Here is a 24,884-nt window from a genome sequence, read left to right on the forward strand (position 1 = left end):
GCGAGAACTCGGGACGTCGAAAAGCGCTCGCTCGTACTCTGCGCCGCCGCAGCAGGTCGACGAGCCCGACCGGGAGCTCGTCGGGGTCAGCTGATCCGCAGGGTCTGGCCGGTGATGCGCGACGCGGCGCTGCTGGCGAGGAAGAGGGTCGCGTCGGCCACGGAGTCGCTCGCCCGCTGCTGCTGGGTGCGGACGAGGGTGCCGCCCGCGACCCGGCTGCCGCCGATGAGCTCCGACGGGGGCGCGTACTGCCGGGGGAACACCGAGCGCGGGGCCTGCAGCACGGAGTTCACGCGCACGCCCAGGCCGGCCCAGTTGTCGCCGGCGCGGGCGGTCGACTCCACGATCTCGGCCTGCGCCGCCTCCGGTGTCGAGGACAGCTCCAGCCACGTGCGTACGGCGCCGGTGTTGACGACGCAGCCACCGCCGAGCGCCGGGCTGTGGCTGAGCTTGAACCGCAGTCGGGTGGTGAGGAACGTCGGCCCCAGCAACCCGGAGCGGGCGGCCTCGGCGACGAAGGCCTGCTCGCCCGGCGGCAGGCCGTAGGGGAGGTTGCAGGTCGCGGCGAGCACCAGCACGTCGAGGTGGTCGATGGCCCCGACGAGGTGGTCGATGGACTCCTGCCGCGCCAGGTTGACCGACTCGTAGTCGAACGGCGAGAGGTCGGTGTCGTAGAGCTCGCGCAGCATCATCGTGCCGGTCACCGTGACCGAGGCCCCGGACCGCGCGAAGGACGAAGCGATGGCGTGACCCTCGCCGCGCGTCCCGCCGACGACGAGCACCTCGTAGCCGGTGAAGTCGTATGACCCCGATGTCATGCCGTGGTGCCCCTCCCAATAACCCCGCGGCATGTTCTACCACGCGGTAGGGGTGTGGAGATAGGTGAGGCTGTGCTCATCTCGGACACACCCCGGCAGATTCAGGCCACATCGTCCCCGAGCACCACATCACCCTCATGGAGGGGATCCGCGAGGTCGGGCCGGCCGCCCCTCACCGCCGCGAAGGTCCAGAGCTTGTTGAGGACGAAGGACACCGGCATCACCAGCGCGATGACGATCAGCTGGGACCAGTAGAGCCGGGTCCGCAGGCCGGTCGAGTCGTCGAAGACGCTGGTCGGCAGGCTCACCGGCGACTGCGGGTGCATCAGCATGGTGAGCAGGGCCAGGCCGACGGCCTGTCCGCCCAGACCGACCACCAGGAACGGCCAGTACTCGGGCCACCATCGGGACTGCCGGTTGCTGTGGAACGTCCACGAGCGGTTGAGCTGGAAGTTGAAGAGGTTGGCGACGAGGAACGCGAGCGTCGAGTAGACGTGGTACCAGCGGAGGTTGAACTCGGAGACACCCAGCCCGACCACCGCGTCGTCGAAGTGGGGGCCCAGCCTGCGCACCACGATCAGCGTCAGCAGGTTGACCAGCACCCCCAGGACGCCCACCACACCGAAGCGCAGGAGCAGGTTCAGGTTGCGCCGGTGCCGCGCGAACAACGCGGCCCCGCGAGATCCCATGCACCCGAGGCTACCGACCCCCGGTGCCCCTCATGACACGTCTCTCTAGGATTGTCCGCATGACGCAGCAGCCGTTCAGCCGCCCGGGAGCCATCGACCTCTCCGGCCTGGGGAAGCAGCCTGCCCCGCAGGCCGGCGCGCCCGCCGGGACATCGACCAGCAGGTCCACCGGTACGACGGCGGGTGGCGGGTTGTCGTACACCGTGGTCGTGGACGAGCAGAGCTTCCAGGGTTTGCTCGAGCAGTCGATCACCGCGCCGGTGCTCCTGGCGTTCTACTCGCGCACCCGGATGCCCGAGAGCGGCCAGCTCGCCGACGACCTCGCGACCGTGGTGGAGGAGCACGACGGGCGCTACCTCCTCGGCCTGGTCGACATCGACGCGGCGCCGCAGATCGCCCAAGCCATGCAGATCCCCTCGATCCCGCTCGTGGTGGCCGTCGTCGACGGCCGGCCGATGCCGCTGCTGCAGGACCCCCTGCCGATCGACGAGCTGCGCACCGCGCTGACCCAGGTCGGCCAGCAGCTCACCGCCCAGGGGATCACCGGGCGCCACCAGCCTCGCTCCAGCGCGCCGCCCGCCGCCGAGGGCGAGGAGGAGGTCGTCGACCCGCGCTACGCGCCCGCCCAGGACGCCCTGGCAGCCGGCGACATCGATCGTGCGGTGGCGGAGTACCAGAAGCTCGTCGACTCAAACCCGGCCGACGTGGAGGCGGTGGGTGGCCTGGCCATCGCGAAGGTCATGCAGCGCACGCAGGGCGTGGACCTCGCACAGGCCCGGGCCGCCGCGGCCGAGAACCCCGACGACGTGGACGCGCAGACCATGGTCGCGGACCTCGACATGCTCGGCGGGCACGTCGACGACGCCTTCAACCGGCTGGTCAACCTGGTCGCGCGCACGGCCGACCCGGACCGGTCGCGGGCGCGCGACCACCTGCTCGGCCTCTTCGCGGCGGTCGGCAACGACGACCCGCGCGTCCTCGCCGGGCGTCGCAACCTCGCGTCCGCCCTCTTCTGACAGCGTCGCTGATCAGCGCCGGTCGAGGACCGACCGCCCGGCCTCGAGCCGGGCGACCGGCACCCGGAACGGCGAGCACGACACGTAGTCGAGGCCGATCCGGTCGAAGAAGTGCACCGACAGCGGGTCGCCGCCGTGCTCACCGCACACCCCGACCTTGAGGTCGGACTTGGTCTCCCGCCCCTTCGTCGTCCCCATCTCGACCATGCCGCCGACCCCCAGCTGGTCGAGCGACTCGAACGGTGAGACGTCGAAGATCCCGCGCTCGAAGTAGCGCGAGAAGAACGCGGCCTCGACGTCGTCGCGGGAGAAGCCCCACGCCATCTGGGTGAGGTCGTTGGTGCCGAAGGAGAAGAAGTCGGCGGCCTTGGCGATCCGGTCGGCGAGGAAGGCCGCGCGGGGGAGCTCGATCATCGTGCCGATGGTGATCTCGAGCTTGGCACCCCTCGACTCCTGGACGTCCTTGATGACCTGCTCGATCTCGGCGCGGACGATCTCGAGCTCCCGCACGCTGGCCACCAGCGGCACCATGATCTCGGGCCTCGGCGTGCCGTGGACGGCCATCCGGTCGGCGGCGGCCTCGGCGATCGCACGCGCCTGCATCCGGAACAGGCCGGGGATCTGGATGCCGAGGCGGACACCGCGCAGGCCCAGCATCGGGTTCTGCTCGTGGAGGCGGCGTACGTGCGTGAGGAGCCTCGTGGCGTGCTCGTCGACCTCGCCCCGCTCCTCGGCGAGCGCCACCTCGACGCTCAGCTCTGTCAGGTCGGGGAGGAACTCGTGCAGTGGCGGGTCGAGCAGCCGGATGGTCACCGGCAGGCCGTCCATCGCCTCGAGGATCTCGGTGAAGTCCTGTCGCTGGAGCGGCAGCAGCTCGGCGAGCGCGGCCTCCTGGCCGTCGTCGCCCTCCGCGACGATCAGCTTCTCGACGAGCTCTCGCCGCTCGCCGAGGAACATGTGCTCGGTGCGGCACAGGCCGATGCCCTGGGCGCCGAAGCGACGGGCGCGGGCCGCGTCCTCGGGGGTGTCGGCGTTGGTGCGCACTCGCAGCCGGCGTGCGCCGTCGGCGTGGGCCATGATCCGCGAGACGGCCAGCGCGAGGTCGTCGTCCAGCTTCTCGCCCTCGAAGTGGCGCACGACGACGGAGTCGGCCACCGGGACGGCCCCGGCGAACACCTGACCTGTGGTCCCGTCGATCGAGATGACGTCGCCCTCGCGGACGGTCTCGCCACCGCGTACGCGGAACTCCTTGGCCTTGGTGTCGACGTCGAGCGACTCGGCGCCGCACACGCACGTACGTCCCATGCCGCGGGCCACGACGGCGGCGTGCGACGTCTTGCCGCCGCGGCTGGTGAGGATGCCGCGGGCCGCGACCATCCCGCGCAGGTCGTCGGGGTTGGTCTCCTTGCGGACCAGGATGACGTCCTCGCCGCGCTCGGCCCACTCCACGGCGGTGTCGGAGTCGAAGACGCACTTGCCGACCGCGGCGCCGGGGGAGGCGTTCATGCCGGTGGCGAGCAGGGTGCGCTCGGACGTCTCGTCGAAGCTCGGGAACATCAGCTGGGCCAGCTGGTCGCCGGTGACGCGCAGGACGGCCTCGTCCATCTGGATCAGGCCCTCGTCGACCATGTGGATCGCGATCCGGAAGGCTGCCTCCGGGGTGCGCTTGCCGACGCGGGTCTGGAGCATCCAGAGCCTGCCCCGCTCGACGGTGAACTCGATGTCGCACATGTCGCGGTAGTGGCGCTCGAGCCGCGTCATGATGCCGATCAGCTCGTCGTACGACGTTTGGTCGATGTCGGCCATGTCGGCCAGCGAGACGGTGTTGCGGATGCCGGCGACGACGTCCTCGCCCTGGGCGTTCTGCAGGTAGTCGCCGTAGACGCCCTGCTCACCGCTCGCGGGGTCGCGGGTGAAGGCCACGCCGGAGCCGGAGTCCATCCCGAAGTTGCCGAAGACCATCGCCTGCACGTTGACGGCCGTGCCGAGGTCCTCGGGGATGCGCTCCTGGCGGCGGTAGAGGCGGGCGCGGTCGGTGTTCCAGGAGTCGAAGACGGCCCGGATCGCCAGGTCCAGCTGCTCCCGCGGGTCCTGCGGGAAGTCCCGGCCGGTCTGGTCCTTGATGATGACCTTGAAGGTCTCCACGAGGTCGCGCAGGTCGTCGGCGTCGAGGTCGAGGTCGGACTCCGTGCCCTTGGCGCGCTTGGCGTCGTCGAGGGCCTCGGAGAAGAGCTCGGAGTCCACGTCGAGGACGGTGCCACCGAACATCTGGAGCAGGCGTCGGTAGGAGTCCAGCGCGAAGCGCTCGTCCTCGCTGCGGGCGGCGAGGCCACCCACCGACGTGTCGTTGAGCCCGACGTTGAGGACGGTCTCCATCATCCCCGGCATGGAGAACTTGGCGCCCGAACGCACGGAGACGAGCAACGGGTCGTCGGCGTCACCCAGCCGCTTGTCCATGGCGGACTCGAGCGTCGCCAGGTGGTCGGTGACCTCCTCGGCCAGACCGTCCGGCTCCCCGCCCTCGGCGAGGTAGGCCCGGCAGGTCTCCGTGGAGATCGTGAAGCCCGGTGGCACGGGGAGCCCGAGCGTCGTCATCTCGGCGAGGTTCGCCCCCTTGCCGCCGAGGAGGTCCTTCTGGTCCTTGCTGCCCTCTGAGAATTCGTAGACCCAAGCCATGAAGGCATCCTGCCTCAGCGGCCGGACTCCGTATACGGCTGGTTGCCGCCGACCGCCGCGCGCACGCGTCGCGCGGTGAAGTCGGCGGCGAGCTCGTCGACCTCCTCCAGCGTGCAGAACCGGGCGTCGCGGATCTCTCGCTCCTGCTTGACCACCTCGTCGAGGACGTCCGCGGGACGGGTGCCCCCGTCGAAGACGAGGCAGACGGCGTCGTCCCAGCCACCCCACGCCGGCAGCCAGTCGGTCAGCAGGAGGCCCGTCGGCTCGATGTCGAGGCCGAGCTCCTCCTCGACCTCGCGCTGCACGGCCAGCCGCGGGGACTCGCCGACCTCGACGACACCGCCGGGCAGGTCCCAGTCGCGCTTGTAGGTCAGCTGGCACAGCAGCACGCGACCCTCGGGGTCGCGCACGAGCATCTGCGAGATCGCGCGCTTGCGGGGGAGGAAGGAGTTGAGCAGGGACCGGAAGCTCTCCGGGTCGCTCAGGGGTGGGTCGCTCACGAGGCGGGCGTAGACGGCGTACGACGTCGCGTCAGGCCGGTCGCCCATGCCCGGGGTCACCCGCTGCACACCTTCGAGGCGCAGGCCGGCGCGGGTGGCGACGCGTCGGCTCGCGTCGTTGCGCGGGTCGATCCGCGCCTCGACCCGCTGCAGGCCCAAGCCACCCTGGTCGACGTCGGTGAAGGCCCAGTCGACCAGGATCCGCACGGCCCTGGCCGCGAAGCCATGGCCGCGCTGGCCGGCGTACAGGGTCCAGCTGAGGCTCGCGCCCAGCTTCCCCTGCCGGGTCGCCTCGACGCTGCCGACCGGAGCGCCCTCGTGCTCGATGACGAAGGACGTGCGGCGCCGGTCGGCGGCGAAGTCGTCGCGCCAGTCCTGGATCGCGCGGCGATGGCTCTCCAGGGTGACGTCGTGGGGCTCCCACCCGAACCAGAGCGCCATCTCGTCGTCGTGCCCGGCCACGGCGGCCTCCACGTCGTCGTCGCGCCACGGTCGCAACGTGACCGTGCCGTCGGTCAGCGTCGGCTGGTCATCAGGCACGGCTTCACCCTAGCGAGAATGCCCACGCGCCCTTCGCCGCCGCCGCTTCATCATGGGATGTAGGCGAACCAGCACTTCCCCATGTCAATTGACGCAGGGGAGTGCGGGTTGATCGACATCCCATGATGAACAGTCAGCCTCGGGAGGCGGACGTCCTGCCAGTACGCCCTCAGCTCGCCGCCGACATCAGACGGCGCAGCCGCTGGGCGGTCCGTGCCGGCTCGCTGAGGTCGGACCAGACAAGTCTGACCATCCACGCTCCGGTGACCTCTCGCAGACGGTCTTCACGCTGCTTCTCCTTGAACACCACCTCGCCCGGGTCCTGGTCGGGCTTGAGCAAGCGGCCGTACTTGACCTTGCCGTCGAACTCACCGAGTCCACGAAGCCTGGGCCATCCCCAATCGGTGCGCCCGACGAGCTCTCCGCGGTCGTGGACCTCGAACTGCAAGGTGGGTGCCGGCAGGTTCTGGGTCCAGAAGAGCCAGAGCCCCCGCGACTCGCCCACCGACTCGGCCTTGTCGGTGCACATGCGGACGGGGACGTGAAGGTGGCGCACGCGGGGCCAGTGCGCCATCAGGTCGAACTGCGCACCGATGTCCTGGAGGCCGCACCGCCGGCGGTGGAGTGCTGAGTTCAGGCAGACGAGTGCACTCTCAGGCGTCCCCAACGTCCCGGCCTCGAGGACGCAGCGGGCTGGTGCCAGCACGCGCATGCCGTCGACCATCCCCACTTCGTGGTCCGCGACGAACCCCTCGTGGTGGACCACATCACCCTCGATCCTGCCGGCCCCGCCGTCGAGCCGGGTGACGTGCACGCGGTCCAGCGGGAGTCCCCACACAGCGATCCGCTGGGCGACGCATGCCGACGTGTGACTCAGAGCGACGTCATCGCCCAACGAGTCGAGCACCGCCCGGCATCGCATCAGGTGACGTTGTTCCTCCGTGCTGGAGGACCAGATGTCGGGGAACGTGTAATAGCCACGACGTATGCGGAACCATCGCCCGGCGCGCGCCTCCTTGGTGACGGCGCGGTCGTCGAAACCCGCCGCGCGGGCGTGGGCCCGGGTGAAGAATCCGAGATCGAGGCAGATCGCTCGCAGAGGGTCATCCATCACCTCAGGATCGACGTCCACGTCGCGCGTGTCCTGGGCGTAACGCTTGCGCTGGGGACAACTCGGCGTACGGCTGGGCTGGGGACGAGCGGTGGCGTCGGACTCCTGCTGACGCTTCACCATGGGATGCAGGCGAACCAGCACTTCCCCATGTCAATTGACGCAGGTGAGTGCGGGTGGACCGACATCCCATGATGAACAGGCAGCGGCGGGGAGGCCCTCAGGGCATCACGTCGAAGCGGGCCATCATCCCGTGGTCCTCGTGGTCGAGCATGTGGCAGTGGATCATGAACGCGCCGGTGTAGTCGGTGAACCGGGCGGCCACCTCGACCTCCTCCCCGGGCTCGAGGCGCCAGGTGTCCTCCAGTCCGCGCTCCCAGGGCGGTGGCGCCTTGCCGTCGCGCCGCAGGGTGCGCCACTGCTGGGCATGGATGTGGACGTAGTGGGTCACGTCGCTGGTGTTGCGGAAGCGCCAGCGCTCGACGGTGCCCAGGCGTGCGCGGTGGTCGACCCGCTCGGGGTCGAAGGCCCGACCGTTGATGGACCAGAAGGTGCCGTGGCGGTCGTTCCCGTCGAGGCCGAAGGTCCACGTCCTCGCGACCCGGGTCGGGACGGGGGAGACGAGCTTCGGTGAGGGCAGGCGCGCCGGCAACCGCGAGGTGTCGCGTGCCCGGGCACCCACCCGGAACTCCATGACGGCCGTCTCGCGCGCATCGTCCCCGGTCAGGCCGGGGGCTGCCGGGACCGACTCGAGAACCAGGCGCCGACCGGTCGCGCCGCTGAAGTCGACGATGACGTCGGCGCGCTGCGCGGGGCCGAGGAGCACGGACGTCCGTACGGTCGCCCTCGGCAGCAGCCCGCTCCCGGTGCCGATCTGGAGGAACGGTCGCCCGTCGGACAGCGTGAGGTTGTAGCTGGAGAACGGGGACGAGTTGAGCAGCCGCAGGCGGTAGCGCGTGGCCGAGACGCCGAGGTACGGCGCGTGGCGGCCGTTGACGAGCACCGTGTCCCCGACCGTCGCGTCGTCGGGCGGCGCGTGCGGCCCGACCCACGCCATCTCGCCGTGGTGGCCCACCATTCGCGGGCCGTGGGCGAACGGGTCGGTCAGCTGGTTGTCGGCGCGGAACGAGCGCTCCGAGATCATCAGCGGCACGTCGCGGGCACCCGTGGGCAGGCGGAGGCCGGGCGTCGGCGGGTCGGTGACGATGAACATCCCCTGCAGCCCGCGCCAGTTGTTGCGTGCGGTGCGGTCCATCCGGTGGTCGTGGTACCAGAAGAACGATCCCGGCTCGGGGCGACCGTCGACGGTCAGCGGGTAGTCGTAGGTCCGGCTCCTGCCGGGTCGGATCAGGTGCGTCGTCGGCTGCCCGTCGTGCTGGGGCTCGTGGTGGTCTCCATGGAGGTGGGTCGACATCGATCCCGCAGCCCGCGGCAGGCGGTTGACGAACGTGACCTTGGTGCCCTGACCGCCACGACGGCGGATGGTCGGGCCGGGGTAGGTGCCGTCGTAGGTCCACATGGAGGTGCGTGGGCCGTCAGGCATCGTGCGCACCAGGCTGCGGCGCATGACCAGTCGGATGTCCGCGCCACGCTTCGTGGGCGGCACCACCAGCGGCTGCTCGAAGCTGGGGCGCTCCGGCTCGACCCCACCGCCGCCGCCCACCACCGTCAGCACGCCTCGCATGCTCGGGTGGAACTTGCAGTAGAAGGCCCACTCCCCGGCGGCGAGCGCGGCGACGCCAGGCACGGTCGCGGTGGTGCCGGCCTTGACGCGTACGTCGAACACCGGCAGGCCGTCGGGACCGTCGGCCACCGAGGTGACGGTGTGGTCCATCGAGTCGAGGTTCACCACCGTGACCTCACCGCCTCCTGAGACGGTCACCTCCGGCGTGGCGAAGCCCTTCCTCGTCGCGCCCTGGTCGATGACGATCGTGGCGTTGCGGACCGGTTCCGCCCAGGCGGGGCGTGCGTCGTGCGCCGGCCCGACGTCGTACGCCACGAACGCAGCGGCGCACAGGACGACTGCCACGGCAGGCGCCCATCGACGGTGCGCCACGAACCTCCTCATCCGGCGAGTGTCCACGTCGGGTCGCGGGTCGGCACACCCTTTCGTCGGTGGTCTGGACCTCGGCAGGCCCGGGGATGACGGCAGAGGGGATTCGTGGCTCTATGGGAAGGCTCGACCGGCGGTCGCCGGAAGAGCTCACCAGAAGGGTTGGTCAACTCATGCAGATGGGGAAGAGACTGCGCGGGACGGTGGCGGTCGTGTGCGCAACAGCGCTCGCGAGCACGCCGCTCCTGCTGTCGCCGGTCGGGGCGGACGCCTCACCCGCGGCGATGACGTCACGGGCGGCGGTTCCACAGATCACCGCCACGCTGACGAAGAAGACGATCATCGTCAAGGGCGCCCAGGGCCTGCGGGCCGGTCGGGTGAGGATGAGCGTCAAGGGCCAGGGCATCGTCGAGTTCGCGAAGTTCAAGGCCGGCTACGACATCGCGGACTTCACCGCCGACGTCAACAAGTTCGGTGCGAAGAACGACGTCAAGGCGCTCAAGCGGGCGATCGCCAACACGACGATCATCGGCGGCTTCGCCGGTGGCGGCTCCGGCACCATCGTGTTCCCGAGGGCCGGCGCCTACACGCCGATCTTCGTCGGCCCGCGCGGCGTGGTGAGCGGCAAGACATTGGTCGTCCGCGGCCCACGCCGGGCGTCGTCGGTGCCGAGGACCGACGGTCGCATCATCGCCAAGAACGGTCCCTCGTGGGGAGGGGCGTCGAACCTGCCGGCCAAGGGCCGGTTCCTGTTCAAGAACAGGGGCAACACCGGGGTCCCCCACTTCGTGCTGATGCAGCAGGTCCAGGAGGGCACCACCGTCGACCAGGTGCTGGAGTACCTGCAGAGCGGGGAGGAGACTCCTCCGCCCTGGGGCCTGCCGGCGTTCATGGACACCGGGTCGCTCAGTCCCGGACGGAGCATGACGGTGAACTACGACCTGCCGCCCGGGCAGTACGCCGTCATGTGCTTCTTCCCCGACCCGAAGATGGGGGGCATGCCCCACGCGCTGATGGGCATGATCAAGATGATCCACCTCACCTGATCCGGGGGTGACGCAGCCTCCTGACCCCCAGCGTGGGGGCCCCGGGGTCAGGAGGACCTGCGGAACCAGACCGTCGCGAGCGGCGGGACCACGATGTCGGCATACGCCGGCTGGCCGTGGTGGTCACCCTCGACGGCCGTGATCGAGCCGAGGTTGCCCACGCCCGAGCCGCCGTAGGCCTCCGCATCGGTGTTGAGGACCTCCGACCAGGTCCCGGCCGAGGGAAGGCCCAGGCGGAAGCCCTCGTGGGGCTGGCCCGCGAAGTTGGCCACGCAGACCAGGTCGGGCTGGCCGGGGGAGCGGCGCACGAACGTGAAGACGTTGCGACCCGCGTCGTTGGCGTCGATCCACCCGAAGCCGGCCGGGTCGTTGTCGCGACCCCACAGGGCACCGGAGTCCTTGTAGGTGGCGTTCATGTCGCGCACCATCGCGTGCACGCCGGCATGCTCCGGGTGCTCGAGCAGCCACCAGTCGAGCTCGCGGCTCTCGGCCCACTCCGACTCCTGGCCGAACTCGCAGCCCATGAAGAGCAGCTGCTTGCCCGGGTGCGCCCACATGTAGGCGAGGTAGGCCCGCAGGTTGGCCAGCTGCTTCCACCGGTCGCCCGGCATCTTGCGCAGCAGCGATCCCTTGCCGTGCACGACCTCGTCGTGGCTGATCGGCAGGACGTAGTTCTCCGCGAAGGCGTAGACGAGGGAGAACGTCATCTGGCCGTGGTGGTGGCTGCGGTAGAGCGGGTCCTTGGACGCGTAGTTGAGCGAGTCGTGCATCCAGCCCATGTTCCACTTGAAGCCGAAGCCCAGGCCGCCCTCGCTCGTCGGGCCGGTCACCCCCGGCCAGGCGGTGGACTCCTCGGCGATCGTGACGATGCCGGGCACGCGCTTGTAGACCGTGGCGTTCATCTCCTGGAGGAACTGCACGGCCTCCAGGTTCTCCCGCCCGCCGTGCTTGTTGGGCGACCACTCGCCGTGCTCGCGGGCGTAGTCGAGGTAGATCATCGAGGCCACGCCGTCCACGCGCAGGCCGTCGGCGTGGTACTCCTCGAGCCAGTAGACCGCGTTGGCGTAGAGGAAGTTGCGGACCTCGTGGCGGCCGAAGTTGAAGATGTGGGAGCCCCACTCCTTGTGCCAGCCGCGCTGCGGGTTGGGGTCCTCGTAGAGCGGGGTCCCGTCGAAGCGGGCCAGCGCCCACTCGTCGGTGGCGAAGTGGCCGGGGACCCAGTCGAGGATCACGCCGACCCCGGCCTGGTGGAGCCGGTCGATCAGGCGCTTGAGCCCGTCGGGGTCACCGAAGCGTGAGTCGGGCGCGAAGTAGGACGTCACGTGGTAGCCCCACGAGCCGCCGAACGGATGCTGCATCACGGGCATGAACTCCACGTGCGTGAAGCCCAGGTCGGAGACGTAGGGCACGAGCGCGTCGGCGATCTCGTCCCACGTGTAGAGCTCGCCGGAGTAGTGCTTGCGCCACGAGGCCAGGTGGACCTCGTAGGTCGACATCGCCTCGTCCACCGGCTGGCTGTTGCGGCGCTTCTCCAGCCAGGCGTCGTCGCCCCACTCGTGCTGGGAGGCCCAGACCACGGAGGCGGAGCTCGGCGGCTTCTCGGCGTACTGGGCCAACGGGTCGGCGCGGTCGGTCCACTGTCCGTCGGCGCCGCGCAGCCGGTACTTGTACTGCGCGCCGGTGCCCACGCCCTCGACGTGGGCGTGCCAGACCCCGGAGCCGTCGAGGCGGGTCATCGGGTGTGCCGCGCCGTCCCAGCCGGCCCACTCGCCGGCCACCTGGACCTCCATGGCGTTGGGGGCCCAGACGCGGAACGAGGTGCCGGACGTCGAGACCTGCGCCCCGAGGACCTTCCAGAGCTCCTCGTGGCGCCCTTCGCCGATCAGGTGCAGGTCGAGCTCACCGGGGGCTTGGTGCGTGTGGCTGATGTCGGTCATGTCGTCTCTCCCAACGCTGCCAGCGGGATGGACAGCCATCCCGGACGGTTGCGTGCTTCGTAGACCGCCTCGTAGACGACCTTGTCTGCGAGATAGGCGTCGAGCAGGGTGCGGGCCGAGCTGCCCAGCTCCTCACCACGCTGCGTGGTGTAGGCCTCGAGGAACGCGGCGCGGTTGCGTGCCGCCCACTCCGAGGCCCGGTAGTTGCGCTGGTCGGCCTCGGGGCCGTCGCCGGACGCGGTCATGGCCACCACTCGCGGCGCGTAGTCGAAGGACCGGATCATCCCGGCCACGTCACGCCACACCGAGTCGGGCTGCAGCCGGTCCGCGAGCGGCTTGGCGGGCTCGCCCTCGAAGTCGACGATCTTCCAGCCCCGCACCGTGCGCAGGGTCTGGCCGAGGTGGAGGTCGCCGTGCACCTGCTGCACCTCGACCTGGTCGAGGCCACGCAGCTGGTCGTACGTCGCGCGCAGTCGCGTCCGGTGCTCCGCCAGGGCCGGTACGACGTCGAGGGCGGCGTCGAGCCGTCCCTCCATCGCTCCGGCCAGGTGGCCCAGGTCGGCGGCGTCGCGCTGCTCGACGGGGAAGTGCGCGGCAAGGTCGGCGTGCACCTCGGCGAGGGCGACGCCGAGGCGGGCGGCCTCGGCCGCGAAGTCGCCACCGACCTCCTCGGCGTGCAGGTCGGCCTCCGCGAACAGGTTGCGCACGCTCGCGAGGGCCAGGTCCCACCCGTCGCTGGCCGTGCGCAGGAACTGCTGGAGCATCGCGAGCTGGAACGTGGTGCCGGTGTCCTCGTCGACCAGGTCGAGCCAGCCGTAGAGGGAGGCGACGTGCGTGGACCCGGCCTCGGTCAGCACCCGGTGGATCGCGACGTCGGGATTCACGCCCGGGGTCACCTTGCGGAAGACCTTCATCAGCGAGTCCTCGCCGAAGGCGACCGAGGAGTTCGACTGCTCGCCCGAGAACAGCGTCGAGTGGGCCTCGACGTCCAGGTCGTGACCGGGGAGGCGGTGGAACTCGAGCTGTCCACGTACCGGGCTCGGGGGAGCGGCGAAGGCCGCCAGCCACAGCGCCATGGACTCGCGGTCGTGCAGCGCGTCGTAGACGAACGCGTGACCGAAGTCCTCGTCGTCCCACTCGCCGATCAGGGCGTGGCTGATCCGCTCCTGCGGCTCGGCGTAGAACGCGAGGGGGAGCTGGTAGAGGTCGGTCTCGTCCTCGCCGTCCGTGGCATAGGTCACCTCGGCGAGGTCGATCACGACGTGCAGTTCGGGCGGCGGTTGCGCCGTCTGGCCCTCCCCGGTCGGACGTGGCAGCTCGCCCACCCGGCGCAGGCTGGTCAGCTCCCAGTCGCGACCCTTGCCGGCGAACCAGCGGGCCTGGGAGATCCAGCCCGTGATCTCGCTGGTGTGGTGCTCGGTGCTCACGGCTCCACCCCCGACGTCGTCGGGTCGGTGAGCCTCAGCCAGAGGAAGCCGTAGCCACCGAGGGTCAGGAGGTAGGGCAGCTCGCCGACGGCCGGGAAGGGCACCCCGCCGAGCAGCTCCACCGGGACCATGCCCTCCCAGTGCCGCAGGTCCAGCTCCACGGGCTGGGGGAAGCGGGAGAGGTTGTTGACGCACAGGATCACGTCGCGTTCCGACGCCTGCCCTGAGTCTGTCGAAGGGTCGTGCTCGCGGATGTAGGACAGCACGCTCGGGTTGGAGCCGCCGAGGTCGACGAAGTCACCCAGGCCGAACGCCGGGTGCCGCCGCCGCGCGTGCACGAGCCGCCGGGTCCAGTGCAGCAGTGAGGAGGTGTTCTCCAACTGCGCCTCGACGTTGACGGACTGGTAGCCGTAGATCGGGTCCTGGACGGCTGGCAGGTGGAGCTTCCCCGGCGTGGCGGAGGAGAAGCCGGCGTTGCGGTCGGGCGTCCACTGCATCGGCGTACGCACTCCGTCGCGGTCACCGAGCCAGATGTTGTCGCCCATGCCGATCTCATCGCCGTAGTAGAGGACCGGAGAGCCCGGCAGCGAGAGGAGGAGAGCGGTGAAGAGCTCCATCCGGTTGACGTCGTTGTCGAGGAGGGGCGCGAGACGGCGGCGAATGCCGATGTTGGCCTTCATGCGCGGGTCGTGGGCGTACTCGGACCACATGTAGTCGCGGTCCTCGTCGGTGACCATCTCGAGGGTGAGCTCGTCGTGGTTGCGCAGGAAGATGCCCCACTGGCAGCCCTCGGGGATCGGCGGGGTCTGCTCGAGGATCTCGGAGATCGGGAACCGCGACTCCCGACGCACCGCCATGAAGATGCGCGGCATCACCGGGAAGTGGAAGGCCATGTGGCACTCGGTGCCGATCCAGCGTCCGTCGTCGGTCTTCTCGGGGCCGAAGTACTCGACCACGTCGGCCGGCCACTGGTTGGCCTCGCACAGCAGGACGCGTCCGGGGTAGTGCTCGTCGACGAACCGGCGGCACTTCTTCAGGAAGTCGTGCGTCTCGGGCAGGTTCTCGCCGTTGGTGCCGGGCCGCTCGTAGAGGTAGGGCACGGCGTCGAGGCGGAAGCCGTCAAGGCCCATGTCGAGCCAGAACGCCATCGCGTCGAGCATCGCGTCGTGGACCTTGGGGTTGTCGAAGTTGAGGTCCGGCTGGTGGTGGAAGAAGCGGTGCCAGAAGTACTGCTGGCGCACCGGGTCCCACGTCCAGTTGGACGGCTCGGTGTCGACGAAGATCACCCGGGCGTCCTGGTAGAGCTCGTCGGTGTCGGACCAGACGTAGAAGTCGCCGTAGGGGCCGTCCGGGTCGCTGCGACTGGCCTGGAACCACGGGTGGGCGTCACTGGTGTGGTTCATGACGAAGTCGATGATCACCCGGATGCCGCGCTGGTGGCAGGCGTCGATGAACTCGTGGAAGTCGTCCACCGTGCCGCACTCGGGGAGGATGTTGTTGTAGTCGGCGACGTCGTAGCCGCCGTCGCGCAGGGGCGAGGTGAAGAACGGCGGCACCCAGAGGCAGTCCACGCCGAGCCACTCCAGGTAGTCGAGCTTCTCGATGAGGCCTTTGAAGTCCCCGGTGCCGTCACCGTTGGAGTCGCGGAACGACCGGACCAGCACCTCGTAGAAGACCGCCGTGCGGAACCAGTCGGGTTCCGCGTTCAGCACCGCCGTCGCCGCTCCGGCGTCCCTGGGCATCTGGGCCGATGTGAGGTGTGCTGACGAGAGCTGGTCGGTCAACGGGTCCTCCTGACGCTGATGACGTGGGCGGGTTCGTGGCCGGGATCGAGGCGTACGTAGTTGTGCTGGCTCCAGCTCCAGTCGGCACCCGTGATCTCGTCGTGCGCGATGAACGAGTCGTGCCAGCCCATGCCGAGCGCGGGCATGTCGAGGTGGACCATGGTCTCGCGGGTGCCGTGGGGGTCGAGGTTGACGACCGTGAGCACGGTGTCGTCGGTGCCGTCGGCCTGCGTGTGGCGCTTGGAGAACACCAGCACGCTGTCGTCGTCGCTCGCGTGGATGGAGACGTTGCGCAGCAGCTGCAGCGCAGGGTGGGCGCGCCGTATCTGGTTGAGACGGGTGAGGTAGGGCGCGAGGGTGGTGCCCTCGGCGTCGGCCTTCTTCCAGTCGCGGATCCGGATCTGGTACTTCTCCGAGTCGAGGTACTCCTCCGAGCCGGGCTTGACCGCGACGTGCTCGAACAGCTCGTAGCCGGCGTACACGCCCCAGCTCGGGGACCCGGTCGCGGCGAGGGCGGCACGCACCTTGAACGCCGCCGGACCGCCGTACTGCAGGTAGGCGTGGAGGATGTCGGGCGTGTTGACGAAGAAGTTCGGCCGCATCAGGTGGTCGGACTCGCTCGAGACCTCGACGAGGTAGTCCTCGAGCTCGCGCTTGCCCGTGCGCCAGGTGAAGTAGGTGTAGCTCTGGTGGTAGCCGACCGCGCCGAGGCCGTGCATCATCGCCGGCCTGGTGAACGCCTCGGACAGGAAGATCACGTCGGGATCCGTACGCCGCACCTCGGCCAGCAACCACTCCCAGAAGGCCAGGGGCTTGGTGTGCGGGTTGTCGACCCGGAAGATCCGCACCCCGTGGGAGATCCACAGCTTGACGATCCGCAGCACCTCGCGGCAGATGCCGGCAGGGTCGTTGTCGAAGTTGATCGGGTAGATGTCCTGGTACTTCTTGGGCGGGTTCTCCGCGTAGGCGATGGTGCCGTCGGCCCGGGTGGTGAAGAACTGCGGGTGCGTGGTGACCCAGGGGTGGTCGGGTGCCGCCTGCAGCGCCAGGTCCAGGGCGACCTCGAGGTCGAGCTCGGCGGCCCGGGCCACGAACGCGTCGAAGTCGTCGAACGTGCCCAGGTCGGGGTGGATCGCGTCGTGGCCGCCGTCCTTGCTGCCGATCGCCCAGGGCGAGCCCGTGTCGTCAGGCCCGGGCGTCAGGGTGTTGTTGGGGCCCTTGCGGTTGACCTCGCCGATCGGGTGGATCGGCGGGAGGTAGATGACGTCGAAGCCCATCTCGGCGACGCGGTCGAGGCGCTCGAGCGCGGTGAGGAACGTGCCGCTGGTGATCTTGCCGGTCTTCTCGTCGCGGGTCGCGCCCTCGGAGCGGGGGAAGAACTCGTACCAGCTGCCGAACAGCGCGCGCACCCGGTCGGCTCGGAAGCGGAACGGCCCGGTCACGGTGGTCAGCTCGCGCAGCGGGTGGGCCCGCAGCACGGCGTCGAGGTCGGGGTCCTGCAGCGCGGCCAGTCGCGCACCCGCCGGCCGAGAGGTGTCGCCCGCCGCCGCGATCGCGCCGGCGACCAGCGCGGCCGAGGCCTTGTCAAGCTTGTCCGCGCCCTTCCCGGCCGCGACGCGCTCGAGCAGCAGCCGGGCCTCGGTGAACATCAGCTCCACGTCGACGCCCGCCGGGATCTTGATGCCCCCGTCGTGCTGCCAGGTGCCGATCGGGTCGGACCAGGAATGGATCTCGAAGGTCCACTCACCCTCGGTGTCAGGAGTGACGTGGGTGACGTAGCGGTTGGGCTGCTCCCCGTCGGGGACCATGCGGACCGGGTCGCGCCTCTTCCCGCCGGGGTCGATGGCGACGACCTCGGCGGCCAGCTGGTCGTGCCCCTCGCGGAACACGGTCGCCCGGACCGGCATCGGCTCACCCACTGTGGCCTTCGCAGACTGCCGACCGAGGTCGACGACGGGGGAAACATCCATCACGGGTATGCGGCCAACCATGACCCCACACTTGCGAACCCGTCTCCCGTGCGCAAGCCGACCGCGGCCGAGGCCACCCCTTGGGACGACCCGTGGGGTGGCTCGGCCGCGGCGCGCCGCCTGCGTCAGCTGCGCGAGCGGCTGCCGGAGACGGTGATGGACCGCAGACGGGTCTTCGACGACACGAACGCCTTCGGGTCTGCGGGCACGAAGCGCACCCGCACCGTGTTGCGCCCCTGGCGCAGGACCGCCTTCGGCACGCGGACGCGAGCGGTGCCGTCCGCCGTCCTCACGACCTTCCAAGTGCGCTTGTTGATCCGCACCACGAACTTCCCGGGCTCCGTGTCCACGGCCGAACGCACCGACAGGAACAGGACGGGAGCGGGCTTCTGCCGTGTCTGGTAGGCCCGCTTGACGATCATGCGCGTGCGGGTGCGTACGGCGGCCGCGGTGCCGGTCTCCGCGCCGGCGCCGGTGCCGGTGCCCGTGCCCGTACCGGTGCCCGTGCCGGTCCCGGTGCCCGTCCCCGTGCCGGTCCCGGGCTGGGTGGGCTGCTGCGGCAGCGCGGCGTTCTCGGCGAAGACCTGCAGCTCGGAGGCGTGGACGATCGTGCCGCGGTCGGAGCCCTCCTTGCAGTCGGTCAGGACGGTCGCGCTCGCGGTCTGCTGGCCGGCGTACGCCTCCTGCCCGGTGCACTGGTTCTCCAACGTGACCAGCCGGACGGCAGCCGCCGCGGTGTCGGGCACGTCGAACTCGCGCATGGTCAGCGTCGGCGCCACCGGTCGGGGCAGCTCGCTGGGGAACGCATCGGCGGGCGAGGTGTAGAACCGCGTCCAGGTGGCGTCACCCGAGGCACAGCTCGCGGTGCAGGCCTCGAGGGCAAACTGGCGCAGCGCCGTGAAGCGCGAGCCCGAGTCCGGGTCGTCCTGCGCCAGCGGGATGTCCGTCGGTGAGGCGGGGGCCGGTGTGAGGTAGGCGCTCACCTGGACCCGCTTGACCGTGCTGACGTCGCCGGCGAGGTCGACGGCGACCGAGGGGTTGGACTCGTCGACCTGCGCCTCCGTGACGCCGCCCCAGTTCGTGGCCTCGGTGCCGTCGATGAGCGCCTCGGGGTTGAGGGAGCCCTCGGTGGAGCCGATGACGGTCGCCCCGGCCGCGGCGCCGGCCAGGTTGACCACGTCGCCGAGCGTCTCGGTCCGCGAGCTCCCGTCGGCGAGGACGGTCATGGTCCAGCGCGTGAACCCGCGGTCCTCGGAAACCGCAAGCATGTCGTAGGTGCCGGGGGTGAACGCCGCGCTGGCGCCCAGGTCGGTGGCCGGATCGGTGTCGGCCACCGGGGTCACCCGGGCCTCGTAGTCACCGACGTAGATCCTGGCCTTGCCCGTCGTGGCGAAGGTGATCGTGGAGTTCGGACCCGCCGGGGTCGCGAAGCTCGGCGTCGGCTCGTGGTCGTCGGCGTCGACGACCGAGGCGCCGGCGCCCATGCCACGTCGGGCGAACGCCGCCCACATGACGTCCCTGTTGGCGCCGCCGAAGCGCATCTGGTCGGCCGCGATCATCGCGTCGCGGGCGTCCAGCATCGAGGTCGCACCCTGCTGGAGCAGGAAGGCGTCGAACATCAGCTGGACCCAGCGACGGTTGCCGGGGCAGGCGTCGGCCGGGCGAGGGGTGCTCGTCGCGGTGGCGTCCGCGCACTGCAGCTGCAGGGCCGTGTCGGCGTACGGGAACTGGGCGTCGTACTTCTCGACGAGGGCCTGGCGGACCTCCCACATCGTGCCGTTCCAGATCTCGCCGTCGGCGTGGACCTCGGGCCCGGTGCTGTCGAACCCGTAGTCGGAGAAGTTCAACGGGTTCTCGTCGATGGAGTAGTCACGGATCGCGGTCTCGGTGTTGCCGGTGGCGTACGCGCCGACCGCCCAGACGTTGCCTCCGTTGCTGTAGCCGTGCGCGAACTGGTACTCGCCGGCGACCAGGTCGCTCCACGACTCGCCCATCGCGCCACCCTGCTCCGAGGTCAGGCCCTCGTCGGGGCCGGCGACCATGCGGTTGCTGATGGCGTGGGTGTACTCGTGGCCGACGATGCCCATGTCGAGGCCGCCGTCGGTGCACGGGGCGTAGAAGGCACCGGCGATCGGCTCGAAGAGGTACTGGTTGGTGATGCCGGGCGTGCCGTCCTGCAGCGTGACCTGGTTGGCGTTGTCACGGCCGAGGAAGCTCGGGCTGCCGCCGGAGACGGCGCCGGCTTGCGCGTTGCCGATCTCCTGGTCGCCCCCGACGCCGCCGCGGCTGCCGTTGTCGAGCTGCAGGTTGTAGTTCTCCTCGGTGAAGCCGAGGTAGTAGGAGTAGTCGTGCATCCGGTTGTGCGCGGCGAACAGGTTGCCGACCGAGGCGTTGATGTCGTTGCCCCCCGGGGTGAGCTCGGCGACGTCACACCGGGTGTTGTTCCAGCGGTCCTCGAACTCCTCGGTGTACTCCCGCGTCGGGGAGACCGGCGCCTGCGCCAGCCCGCCGGGCGTCAGGGGACTCGTCCAGGCCTCATGGGTGTTGGCGTTGTTGCCGACGGTGGTGAAGGTCGGCAGCGCGCCGATGGTGTCCCAAGGGCCGAAGGCGGCCACGTTGGCGAGCGCGCCGGGCGGGGTGGCGCAGGCCGGGTCGGCCAGCTTCCAGCAGCCGACGACCGAGTTGCTCGGCGTCTCGTCGGGGGAGTCGAGCGTCGGGTTGGCGGTGAAGTAGCGCCACATCGGGTTGCCCGTCAGGTCGCCGGTGCCTGGAGCGGCTGCGTCGCTCGTGCTCACCGCGAGGGCGTACTGACCGACGATGACGGTGCCGGGCTCGAACTCACAGACCTGGAGCGAGTACGTGCCGCCCGGGATGCTCGGCGCGGCGTACTGGAGGGCCTCCGGGTTGGTGGCGAGGTCCTGCGAGGTGAGCAGGGTCGAGCCCCTGAACAGCTTGAGGACGAAGTCGTCCGAGGGCGACCCGGTGGCCAGGGCGTTGATCTGCCGGGTCAGGTCGTCCTCGAGGTCGAACGGGTGCTTGGGGCCGCACCCGGTCGTGAGGTCGACCGAGCCGGTGAAGATGTCGTTGTAGGCGAAGTTCTCCGTCTTGTTGTGCCGGGCGAGCACCTCGCCGGTGACCGCGTCGACGAGGCTGGTGAAGGCGAGGGAGGCGCCCCCGACGACGTTGACAACGTTGGCCTCGAGGACCGGTCGGACGGAACCGTCGGCCATCGGGAGTGCGCGGAGCCGGACCTGCTGCTCCTGCGCGAAGCCCGGGACGACGAGGCGGGTCCAGCCGCCGCTGACGGTCGTGGTGATCTCGGCGACTCGGTCGGAGGGCACACCGACGGAGAGGTCGGTGGCCGCCTTCAGCCAGCCCTGCAGCGGCGTGAGCGTGGCCTGCGGCATCGCGCCGGTCGTCCGCGCGAGGGAGGAGGAGACGTAGGCGACCTTGCCGTCGGCCACGCCGACGGTGACCAGTCCGCCGAGCGCTGCGGCGACGCCGCCGAACTCCTGGCGGAAGAGCACGGCCCGGGCGTCGGACTGCGCGAGCTTCTGCGCGCTGACGAGGGCGAGCCCGTCGACGTCTGACGACGTCATCCCGAACGCCGCCGCGTGGTCACGCAGCCAGCCGCGGGCTCCGTCGGCCGGGGCACCGGGCGCCGCGCCGAGCGTGCCGTCGGAGGGCAGGATCGAGGCGGGGGTGCCGAGCTGGTTCCAGCGTGCCGTCACGTCCCCCAGCGCGGCGACGGCCTGGCGCTGCAGCTGGGTCGGGACGGCGGTGCCGCGTGCGTCGATGTCACGCGGGCCGGCGAGCGGGTCACCGAGCGTGCGGACGTCGGCCGGGGCCGGGCCGGGGGTGATCGTCTCGGGCTCGGCGGTGGCCGGCACGGGGATCATGGCGAAGGTGGAGATCGCAAGGAGCGACACGGCCGCGAGGGTGATGCGACCGGAACGGGTGCGGGGCAAGGTCATGCCGCAACAACTGTGAAAGCTACTCGCGAGTTATGCAGGCCACAGCTCCGATGGGTTGGATCGTTAAAAGAAATGCCCTAGCGTGCTCGATCGTGCGAGCGTTCAGACGATTCACGGTCCGTCCCGTCCTGCCCGAGCCCCTGGGTGCCCTGTCCGTGCTGGCAGGCAACCTCCGCTGGTCGTGGCACCCACCGACGCAGGACGTGTTCTCGTCCATCGACCCGCAGGTGTGGCGGGAGGTCCAGGGCGACCCCGTGCGCTTCCTCGCGGCCGTGGGCCGCGAACGGCTCGACCAGCTGGTCGACGACGCCGACTTCCGGGCCCGGCTCGACGCCGCCCACGCCGACCTGGAGCGATACCTCTCCGAGGACCGCTGGTACGCCCGGAAGGCCGGCGCCGACGCGCCGCGCTCCATCGCGTACTTCTCACCGGAGTACGGCATCACCTCCGTGCTGCCCCAGTACTCCGGCGGACTCGGCATCCTGGCCGGCGACCACCTCAAGGCGTCCTCCGACCTCGGCATCCCGCTCATCGGCGTCGGCCTGCTCTACCGGCACGGCTACTTCAAGCAGGCCCTCGACCGGGACGGGTGGCAGCTGGAGAGCTACCCCGTGCTCGACCCCGACGAGCTCCCGCTGACCCAGCTCCGCGAGCCCGACGGCAGCCGCGCCACGGTCTCGATCGCGTTGCCCGACGGCCCCGACCTGGTGGCTCGCATCCTCGTGGCGCAGGTCGGCCGCGTGCCGCTGCTGCTGCTCGACTCCGACATCGAGGAGAACAGCGCCCACTACCGCGACGTGACCGACAGGCTGTACGGCGGCAACTCCGAGCACCGGCTGCGCCAGGAGCTGCTCCTCGGGGTGGGCGGCGTACGCGCGCTCCGCGTCTGGTCGCGCATCACCGGTGCACCCGCCCCGGAGGTGTTCCACACCAACGAGGGGCACGCCGGGTTCCTCGGCATCGAGCGGATCCGCGAGCTCACCGTCGCCGAGGACGGACCGAAGCTCGACTTCGACACCGCGCTCGAGGTCTCGCGCGCGGGCACGGTCTTCACCACCCACACCCCCGTCCCGGCCGGGATCGACCGGTTCCCGCGCGAGCTCGTCTCGCAGTACTTCGGCGGCAACTCGCCCACCCCGGGCGTACCGGTCGAGCGCGTGCTCGCGCTCGGCGCGGAGGACTACGAGTCCGGTGACGCCGGTGTCTTCAACATGGCCGTCATGGGCTTCCGCCTCGCGCAGCGCGCCAACGGCGTCTCCCAGCTCCACGGACACGTGTCGCGGGGGATGTTCAACGGACTCTGGCCGGCCTTCGACGAGGCCGAGGTGCCGATCACCTCGATCACCAACGGCGTCCACGGCCCGAGCTGGATCGCTCGCGAGGTCATCGAGCTCGCCGCCAGCCGCGGCGGCGACATCGACGGCGACGACACCGACGCCCTGTGGCCGCTGGTCGACCAGATCGGCGATCGCGAGATCTGGGACCTGAAGCGCACCCTGCGCACCCGCTTCATCGAGGACGCCCGCGACCGGATGCGGCGCTCCGCCTCCAAGCGCGGCTTCGCTGCCGCCGAGACGACCTGGATCGACACGGCCCTCGACCCCGACGTGCTGACCATCGGGTTCGCGCGCCGCGTGCCGACCTACAAGCGACTCACGCTCATGCTGCGCGACCAGGGTCGCCTCAAGAAGCTGCTGCTCGACCCCGAGCGCCCGATCCAGCTGGTCATCGCCGGCAAGGCGCACCCGGCCGACGAGACCGGCAAGCGGCTCATCCAGGAGATGGTCCGGTTCGCGGACGACCCCGAGATCCGCCACCGGATCGCGTTCCTCCCCAACTACGACATCGCCATGGCACAGCCGCTCTACCCCGGCTGCGACGTCTGGCTCAACAACCCGCTGCGCCCCTACGAGGCGTGCGGCACCTCGGGCATGAAGGCCGCGCTCAACGGCGGGCTCAACCTCTCGATCCTCGACGGCTGGTGGGACGAGTGGTACGACGGCAACAACGGGTGGGCGATCCCGTCGGCCGACGGCATCGACGACGCCGACCGCCGCGACGACCTCGAGGCCAACGCGCTCTACGACCTGATCGAGAGCGAGGTCGCGCCCCGCTTCTACGAGTCCAACGACGAGGGCGTGCCGCCGCGGTGGCTGGAGATGGTGCGGCACACCCTCAAGTCGCTCGGGCCCAAGGTGCTGGCCACCCGCCAGGTGCGCGACTACGTCCGCGAGCTCTACGCCCCCGCGGCGCAGACCGCGCGCACGCTCAACGCCGACTTCGCCGGTGCGCGCTCGCTCGCCGAGTGGAAGCAGAACGTCCGTGCGGCGTGGCACGCCGTACGGGTCGAGCACATCGACTCCGAGGGCGTCGGCGACCAGGCGGAGGTCGGCGCGACGCTGGCAGTCCGCGCCTGGGTGGCCCTGGGCTCGCTGTCCGCCGACGATGTCTCGGTGCAGGTCGTGCACGGCCGGATCGGCCCGGACGACGAGCTGACCGGCACCTCGATCTCGCTGATGGCGGTGGGGGAGTCCTACGACGGCAACCGCCACCGCTTCGACGCCACTGTCCCGCTCCAGCACTCGGGGGCCTTCGGCTACACCGTGCGGGTGGTGCCCCGCAACGACGCGCTGGCCTCCGTGGCCGAGCTGGGACTGGTGGCGCAGCCGGCCTGAGCGTCGCTCGGGCGCGTCGTCCGGGCCGCTACGGTGGCGACCATGGCTCTGCTTCACGAGGCGACGCTGTCGCCGCGCAAGGACGAGCTCATCGGTCCCTGGATGGCCACCAGGTCGTGGTGGGACGGTGAGTCCGAGCGCGCGCCGGTGGGCTCCTTCCGCCTGGATGATCCGGCCGGTGAGGTCGGGATGGAGTGCTTCCTGTTCGGGTCCGCATCGGGCTCGACCTTGTTCGTGCCGGTGACCTATCGCGGGGCACCGTTGCCTGATGCCGAGACCGGCCTGGTGGGGACGATGGAGCACTCGGTCCTGGGCACCCGCTACGTGTACGACGCCTGCGTCGACCCGGTCTTCGTCGCCACGGTGCTCGACACGATCCGCTCCGGTGGCCGGCACGCTGACCTGCTGGTGCGGCGAGCCGACGGCACCGAGGTCGTCCGCGAGGCCAACGCGACCGCCGAGGGGGAGGGCGTGCCGAGCGTTCCCCGCCACGATCCCGGTCTGCCGGTGATCGCACAGGACCAGTCCGACCGCACCACGATCGCTTCCGCCGACGTCGACCTCACCGTCATGCGCCGCCTCGGCGAAGGTCCTCCCGGTCCGGCGTTGACCGGCAGCTTCGAGGGCGGCACCGATCTCCGCCTGGTCATCGTCTCCGGCTGACGACG

Annotated in this window: 15 protein-coding genes; 4 read left to right on the forward strand and 11 right to left on the reverse strand. The window is 70.5% G+C overall.

Going from position 1 to position 24,884, the window contains the following annotated elements; translation table 11 throughout:
* Nucleotides 1–86: 86 nt before the first annotated feature.
* Together J3P44_RS18055 and J3P44_RS18060 are read right to left on the reverse strand one after the other, a co-directional pair.
* Complete coding sequence (locus tag J3P44_RS18055; protein ID WP_255891850.1) at nucleotides 87–818, reverse strand: SDR family oxidoreductase; 732 nt, start codon at nucleotides 816–818, stop codon at nucleotides 87–89.
* Nucleotides 819–919: 101 nt separating this feature from the next.
* The gene (locus J3P44_RS18060) at nucleotides 920–1,507 is read right to left on the reverse strand and encodes a GtrA family protein (protein WP_255891851.1); all 588 of its coding nucleotides are present in this window, start codon (nucleotides 1,505–1,507) and stop codon (nucleotides 920–922) included.
* A 59-nt stretch (nucleotides 1,508–1,566) separates the two neighbouring features.
* Here J3P44_RS18060 and J3P44_RS18065 point away from each other — a divergent pair, with 59 nt between their 5' ends.
* Nucleotides 1,567–2,523 carry a co-chaperone YbbN gene (locus J3P44_RS18065; RefSeq protein ID WP_255891852.1) on the forward strand — a complete coding sequence of 319 codons (957 nt, stop codon included), beginning with the start codon at nucleotides 1,567–1,569 and terminating at the stop codon, nucleotides 2,521–2,523.
* Nucleotides 2,524–2,535: 12 nt separating this feature from the next.
* On the opposite strand, the gene ppdK is transcribed toward J3P44_RS18065, so the two are convergent.
* The 4 genes from ppdK to J3P44_RS18085 all read right to left on the reverse strand — a co-directional run bounded on the left by ppdK (nucleotide 2,536) and on the right by J3P44_RS18085 (nucleotide 9,418).
* On the reverse strand, nucleotides 2,536–5,199 hold the full coding sequence (gene ppdK / locus J3P44_RS18070) for a pyruvate, phosphate dikinase (RefSeq protein WP_255891853.1): 2,664 nt from the start codon (nucleotides 5,197–5,199) through the stop codon (nucleotides 2,536–2,538).
* Between the two features lie 14 nt (nucleotides 5,200–5,213).
* Nucleotides 5,214–6,239 carry an NUDIX hydrolase gene (locus J3P44_RS18075; protein WP_255891854.1) on the reverse strand — a complete coding sequence of 342 codons (1,026 nt, stop codon included), beginning with the start codon at nucleotides 6,237–6,239 and terminating at the stop codon, nucleotides 5,214–5,216.
* Nucleotides 6,240–6,408: 169 nt separating this feature from the next.
* Nucleotides 6,409–7,473: a type IV toxin-antitoxin system AbiEi family antitoxin domain-containing protein gene (locus J3P44_RS18080; RefSeq protein ID WP_255891855.1), complete on the reverse strand. Its 1,065-nt coding sequence runs from the start codon at nucleotides 7,471–7,473 to the stop codon at nucleotides 6,409–6,411.
* Nucleotides 7,474–7,570: 97 nt separating this feature from the next.
* A complete protein-coding gene (locus J3P44_RS18085; RefSeq protein WP_255891856.1) occupies nucleotides 7,571–9,418 on the reverse strand; it encodes a multicopper oxidase domain-containing protein in 1,848 nt (615 codons plus the stop codon).
* A 164-nt stretch (nucleotides 9,419–9,582) separates the two neighbouring features.
* Between J3P44_RS18085 and J3P44_RS18090 the strand changes: the two genes are divergently transcribed.
* Nucleotides 9,583–10,449 (forward strand): hypothetical protein, encoded by an 867-nt coding sequence (locus J3P44_RS18090; RefSeq protein ID WP_255891857.1) that lies wholly within the window; start codon nucleotides 9,583–9,585, stop codon nucleotides 10,447–10,449.
* A 47-nt stretch (nucleotides 10,450–10,496) separates the two neighbouring features.
* Here J3P44_RS18090 and glgB read toward each other — a convergent pair whose 3' ends face one another.
* The 5 genes from glgB to J3P44_RS18115 all read right to left on the reverse strand — a co-directional run bounded on the left by glgB (nucleotide 10,497) and on the right by J3P44_RS18115 (nucleotide 21,541).
* A complete protein-coding gene (gene glgB, locus J3P44_RS18095) occupies nucleotides 10,497–12,386 on the reverse strand; it encodes a 1,4-alpha-glucan branching protein GlgB (RefSeq protein ID WP_255891858.1) in 1,890 nt (629 codons plus the stop codon).
* Complete coding sequence (locus tag J3P44_RS18100) at nucleotides 12,383–13,813, reverse strand: maltokinase N-terminal cap-like domain-containing protein (RefSeq protein ID WP_255891859.1); 1,431 nt, start codon at nucleotides 13,811–13,813, stop codon at nucleotides 12,383–12,385. Before J3P44_RS18100 ends, glgB begins: the two co-directional genes overlap by 4 nt.
* On the reverse strand, nucleotides 13,810–15,555 hold the full coding sequence (gene treS, locus J3P44_RS18105) for a maltose alpha-D-glucosyltransferase (protein ID WP_255892129.1): 1,746 nt from the start codon (nucleotides 15,553–15,555) through the stop codon (nucleotides 13,810–13,812). Before treS ends, J3P44_RS18100 begins: the two co-directional genes overlap by 4 nt.
* Nucleotides 15,556–15,593: 38 nt before the next feature.
* Nucleotides 15,594–17,588, reverse strand: a complete 1,995-nt coding sequence (locus J3P44_RS18110) for an alpha-1,4-glucan--maltose-1-phosphate maltosyltransferase (RefSeq protein ID WP_255891860.1) — start codon at nucleotides 17,586–17,588, stop codon at nucleotides 15,594–15,596.
* A 104-nt stretch (nucleotides 17,589–17,692) separates the two neighbouring features.
* Nucleotides 17,693–21,541 carry a M36 family metallopeptidase gene (locus tag J3P44_RS18115; protein ID WP_255891861.1) on the reverse strand — a complete coding sequence of 1,283 codons (3,849 nt, stop codon included), beginning with the start codon at nucleotides 21,539–21,541 and terminating at the stop codon, nucleotides 17,693–17,695.
* 92 nt (nucleotides 21,542–21,633) lie between these two features.
* Here J3P44_RS18115 and glgP point away from each other — a divergent pair, with 92 nt between their 5' ends.
* Nucleotides 21,634–24,216: an alpha-glucan family phosphorylase gene (gene glgP, locus J3P44_RS18120; RefSeq protein ID WP_255891862.1), complete on the forward strand. Its 2,583-nt coding sequence runs from the start codon at nucleotides 21,634–21,636 to the stop codon at nucleotides 24,214–24,216.
* Between the two features lie 42 nt (nucleotides 24,217–24,258).
* Complete coding sequence (locus tag J3P44_RS18125; protein ID WP_255891863.1) at nucleotides 24,259–24,879, forward strand: maltokinase N-terminal cap-like domain-containing protein; 621 nt, start codon at nucleotides 24,259–24,261, stop codon at nucleotides 24,877–24,879.
* Nucleotides 24,880–24,884: the final 5 nt, after the last annotated feature.

Origin of the sequence: Nocardioides astragali, assembly GCF_024436375.1 — a bacterium.
Lineage (GTDB): Bacteria > Actinomycetota > Actinomycetes > Propionibacteriales > Nocardioidaceae > Nocardioides > Nocardioides astragali.

Excerpts from the sequence above, each read along its gene's own strand:
- J3P44_RS18055 (WP_255891850.1), bottom strand. The coding sequence starts at position 818 with ATGACATCGGGGTCATACGACTTCACCGGCTACGAGGTGCTCGTCGTC.
- J3P44_RS18060 (WP_255891851.1), bottom strand. The coding sequence starts at position 1,507 with ATGGGATCTCGCGGGGCCGCGTTGTTCGCGCGGCACCGGCGCAACCTG.
- J3P44_RS18065 (WP_255891852.1), top strand. The coding sequence starts at position 1,567 with ATGACGCAGCAGCCGTTCAGCCGCCCGGGAGCCATCGACCTCTCCGGC.
- ppdK (WP_255891853.1), bottom strand. The coding sequence starts at position 5,199 with ATGGCTTGGGTCTACGAATTCTCAGAGGGCAGCAAGGACCAGAAGGAC.
- J3P44_RS18080 (WP_255891855.1), bottom strand. The coding sequence starts at position 7,473 with ATGGTGAAGCGTCAGCAGGAGTCCGACGCCACCGCTCGTCCCCAGCCC.
- J3P44_RS18085 (WP_255891856.1), bottom strand. The coding sequence starts at position 9,418 with ATGAGGAGGTTCGTGGCGCACCGTCGATGGGCGCCTGCCGTGGCAGTC.
- J3P44_RS18090 (WP_255891857.1), top strand. The coding sequence starts at position 9,583 with ATGGGGAAGAGACTGCGCGGGACGGTGGCGGTCGTGTGCGCAACAGCG.
- glgB (WP_255891858.1), bottom strand. The coding sequence starts at position 12,386 with ATGACCGACATCAGCCACACGCACCAAGCCCCCGGTGAGCTCGACCTG.
- treS (WP_255892129.1), bottom strand. The coding sequence starts at position 15,555 with ATGCCCAGGGACGCCGGAGCGGCGACGGCGGTGCTGAACGCGGAACCC.
- J3P44_RS18110 (WP_255891860.1), bottom strand. The coding sequence starts at position 17,588 with ATGGTTGGCCGCATACCCGTGATGGATGTTTCCCCCGTCGTCGACCTC.
- J3P44_RS18115 (WP_255891861.1), bottom strand. The coding sequence starts at position 21,541 with ATGACCTTGCCCCGCACCCGTTCCGGTCGCATCACCCTCGCGGCCGTG.
- J3P44_RS18125 (WP_255891863.1), top strand. The coding sequence starts at position 24,259 with ATGGCTCTGCTTCACGAGGCGACGCTGTCGCCGCGCAAGGACGAGCTC.